Origin of the sequence: Candidatus Contendobacter odensis Run_B_J11 (assembly GCF_000531125.1) — a bacterium.
GTDB lineage: Bacteria > Pseudomonadota > Gammaproteobacteria > Competibacterales > Competibacteraceae > Contendibacter > Contendibacter odensensis.
In genome coordinates this window covers 1-2,232 of the sequence record NZ_CBTK010000119.1, presented here as the reverse complement: position 1 = coordinate 2,232, position 2,232 = coordinate 1, and the positions used below count along the sequence as shown (strand labels likewise).

The 2,232-nt window shown below is 50.3% G+C and carries 5 protein-coding genes; all 5 read right to left on the bottom strand.

The annotated features are described in order from the left end of the window. Positions 1 to 300: 300 nt before the first annotated feature. Positions 301 to 549 carry a helix-turn-helix transcriptional regulator gene (locus BN874_RS09375; protein WP_034432427.1) on the bottom strand — a complete coding sequence of 83 codons (249 nt, stop codon included), beginning with the start codon at positions 547 to 549 and terminating at the stop codon, positions 301 to 303. Positions 550 to 605: 56 nt separating this feature from the next. Beyond that, positions 606 to 935 (bottom strand): hypothetical protein, encoded by a 330-nt coding sequence (locus BN874_RS26395; protein ID WP_420886117.1) that lies wholly within the window; start codon positions 933 to 935, stop codon positions 606 to 608. Between the two features lie 46 nt (positions 936 to 981). After that, positions 982 to 1,176: a type II toxin-antitoxin system HicA family toxin gene (locus tag BN874_RS23460; RefSeq protein WP_081756273.1), complete on the bottom strand. Its 195-nt coding sequence runs from the start codon at positions 1,174 to 1,176 to the stop codon at positions 982 to 984. Beyond that, on the bottom strand, positions 1,176 to 1,403 hold the full coding sequence (locus BN874_RS23455) for a DUF1902 domain-containing protein (protein ID WP_081756272.1): 228 nt from the start codon (positions 1,401 to 1,403) through the stop codon (positions 1,176 to 1,178). The genes BN874_RS23460 and BN874_RS23455 overlap by 1 nt, the downstream gene beginning before the upstream one ends. A gap of 262 nt (positions 1,404 to 1,665) precedes the next feature. Then, complete coding sequence (locus tag BN874_RS09370) at positions 1,666 to 2,049, bottom strand: hypothetical protein (protein WP_034432424.1); 384 nt, start codon at positions 2,047 to 2,049, stop codon at positions 1,666 to 1,668. Positions 2,050 to 2,232 lie beyond the last annotated feature (183 nt).

The window sequence follows — 2,232 nt, the reverse complement described above, 5'->3', positions numbered from 1 at the left end:
CTTCCTTATCGCTTCAGACGACAGCTTAAACCGTTGTCTTAAATTCGGGGTCCACTTTAGACAGGAGGTCGCGGAACAGGTAAAATAGAAAGTAGCCAAACTATCTATCTACCCGGATTTCTCCATTCCGCCTTTCCTGTCATTTAATCGGCAAGTAAAGGTTGGCCTGTTCACCCGGCCAGGGTCAAACTCCCGTCGTGACGACGGTACGAATCATTCTAGCCCATCGGCCAATGCCGCTGAGCAAACACCATCAAGCCCTGCTTACGCGGGGCTTTTTTATGGGCGGCGTTTGGGCGGTCATGCTGGCGCTTCATCCGCAATGGGTCGTTTGCGACCACGCCACCCGCGACCATCGGGGACGGCGACCGGGCGCGACTGCATCCACGCCTGAATTTCCGACTCCAACCAAACAATCGAGCTTCCGGTCAAGTTTCGCGGTTTGGGAAAGTTCCCGTTCGCCCGCTGGTAGGCGATGGATCGGGCGCTTAGGCCAATTAGGGCGGGCAGTTGGCGTAAGCGCACGAAGTGATCAAGGTTCTCAGTCATAACGATCTCTCAAATTTCAGGCATGAAAAAACCCGCACGGGCGGGCTTCCTTGAAGTTATCCCAAGGTACAGAGATCGTGCCTGAAGATTGCATAAGTTGCAATAGCATGGTCGTCTTTCGACTGCGAGTAGAAAAGTTTTCTCAGTTCCGGGTCTAATCCGAGAGAACTGCCTTGTCGTGCAATCTCTCCCAGAACGCCATTCCATCCTTCCGATCCTACTCTGCGTACCAGGGATTCGACAAGCACCGCTCGCGCAAGCGTAGTCGTGCCCGCATTTGCCGCTCTTGCTCCTGGGGAGTTTCGGAGTATTTTGAACGCAACTGCTCCCAATGCTCGCCCGGTGGCAGTGTCGATGAATCGTCGTTGTCCGAAGTCATAAATCATCCCCTTGAGTTCAGGAACTTCCTGATAGATCAGATCATGCGATAAATCAAAATGCTTTTGGTAATCCGGCCTGCTTCAAAATCGCGTTAGCTAAACTGGTATCAGCCAATGATTTTGGAACGGTGAAATTGCGGTCATTGATCGGGCTGTGCCAAATCTCATGGCTCCCTTTCCCCTGTCTAACTAATTGACAGCCTGCATCGATCAATCTTTGTCGAATGTCCCGATACATCGAAGACATTAAGCGGCTGCCAACTGTTTTTTATACTCAGTCACAAAGCACAATGTGATTGGTGCTTGAGTGACAACATGATTGAGATTAAGAAGGTCTGGAACAAAATCAGTTGAAATTGTTACCAGTTCGTCAAACGAATCGGCTTGCACACATAAGCCGGGAACATCATCACTGGTGGCGATCCATACCTTAGAATCGTCTGACCATAGTGCATGAATTGAGAGTGTGGTCATGGTCGAGTGTCCTGTGGAGTTAATGTATCCCGATCTCGAATCGTTGCGGGGTGGGAGTGTTGTTCATGACGGATTGATCCGCCATTGATCTCTGGATTCGGATCAGCGCTCAAGCAGTCCAGATTAGTAGCGCAGCCCTTTCAAGGTGTAAAAATACAACATTGAAAATCAATAAGTTGAATTTAACCTCGAACTCTCTTCTTAGCCAAACCCGATGTTAGGCCGAGTCGGGTAACAGAGAATCAGACGGTTACGTCAACCATCAACTGAGCACCTTGAAAGGGCTGTCCACAGATAAGGGGGTATCGCTGGCGTCAGGCCCCCATTCCTCCGTCGGGGGTGGGGGCGTGGCGGTGACTTCTTTCGCCAAGGCGTGAAGTTCATCCTGTGGCGTGGGCGCGGGCGTCGGGTCGAAGTGGGATAACTCAGAAATGATCAGCTTATCCAGCGCCAGCGATACTACATCCGATAGCGGCATCGCCTTCCATCCCGCGTAAGTATCTAGTCGATCCCGCGTGGCCTTGGGTATCCACAGGCCGCCCAGTTGCACTCTTCCCTCGTGCATCAACCGCTCGCGCCGCTGTCGGTTCGCCAGCATATTCCGCTCGCGCACACGCCGGGCTAATTCCGCGTCTGATAATCGCATGGTCCTATCTCTGATGGGCTAATAATGTCTAATGATAAGTCATAAAAATAGCCCAAACAATCGCGCCAAAATACTGACTAGACCTAAGCTAAAAATTCAAGATAACTAAAAATTCAAGATAATTATTTAACGCTTGATAGAACAAATTGGAAATGGGGTAAAAAAACATTAATATTCTGGTCT

Coding starts and splice junctions, on each gene's coding strand:
- BN874_RS09375 (WP_034432427.1), bottom strand. CDS start 549: ATGACTGAGAACCTTGATCACTTCGTGCGCTTACGCCAACTGCCCGCC.
- BN874_RS26395 (WP_420886117.1), bottom strand. CDS start 935: ATGATTTATGACTTCGGACAACGACGATTCATCGACACTGCCACCGGG.
- BN874_RS23460 (WP_081756273.1), bottom strand. CDS start 1,176: ATGTCTTCGATGTATCGGGACATTCGACAAAGATTGATCGATGCAGGC.
- BN874_RS23455 (WP_081756272.1), bottom strand. CDS start 1,403: ATGACCACACTCTCAATTCATGCACTATGGTCAGACGATTCTAAGGTA.
- BN874_RS09370 (WP_034432424.1), bottom strand. CDS start 2,049: ATGCGATTATCAGACGCGGAATTAGCCCGGCGTGTGCGCGAGCGGAAT.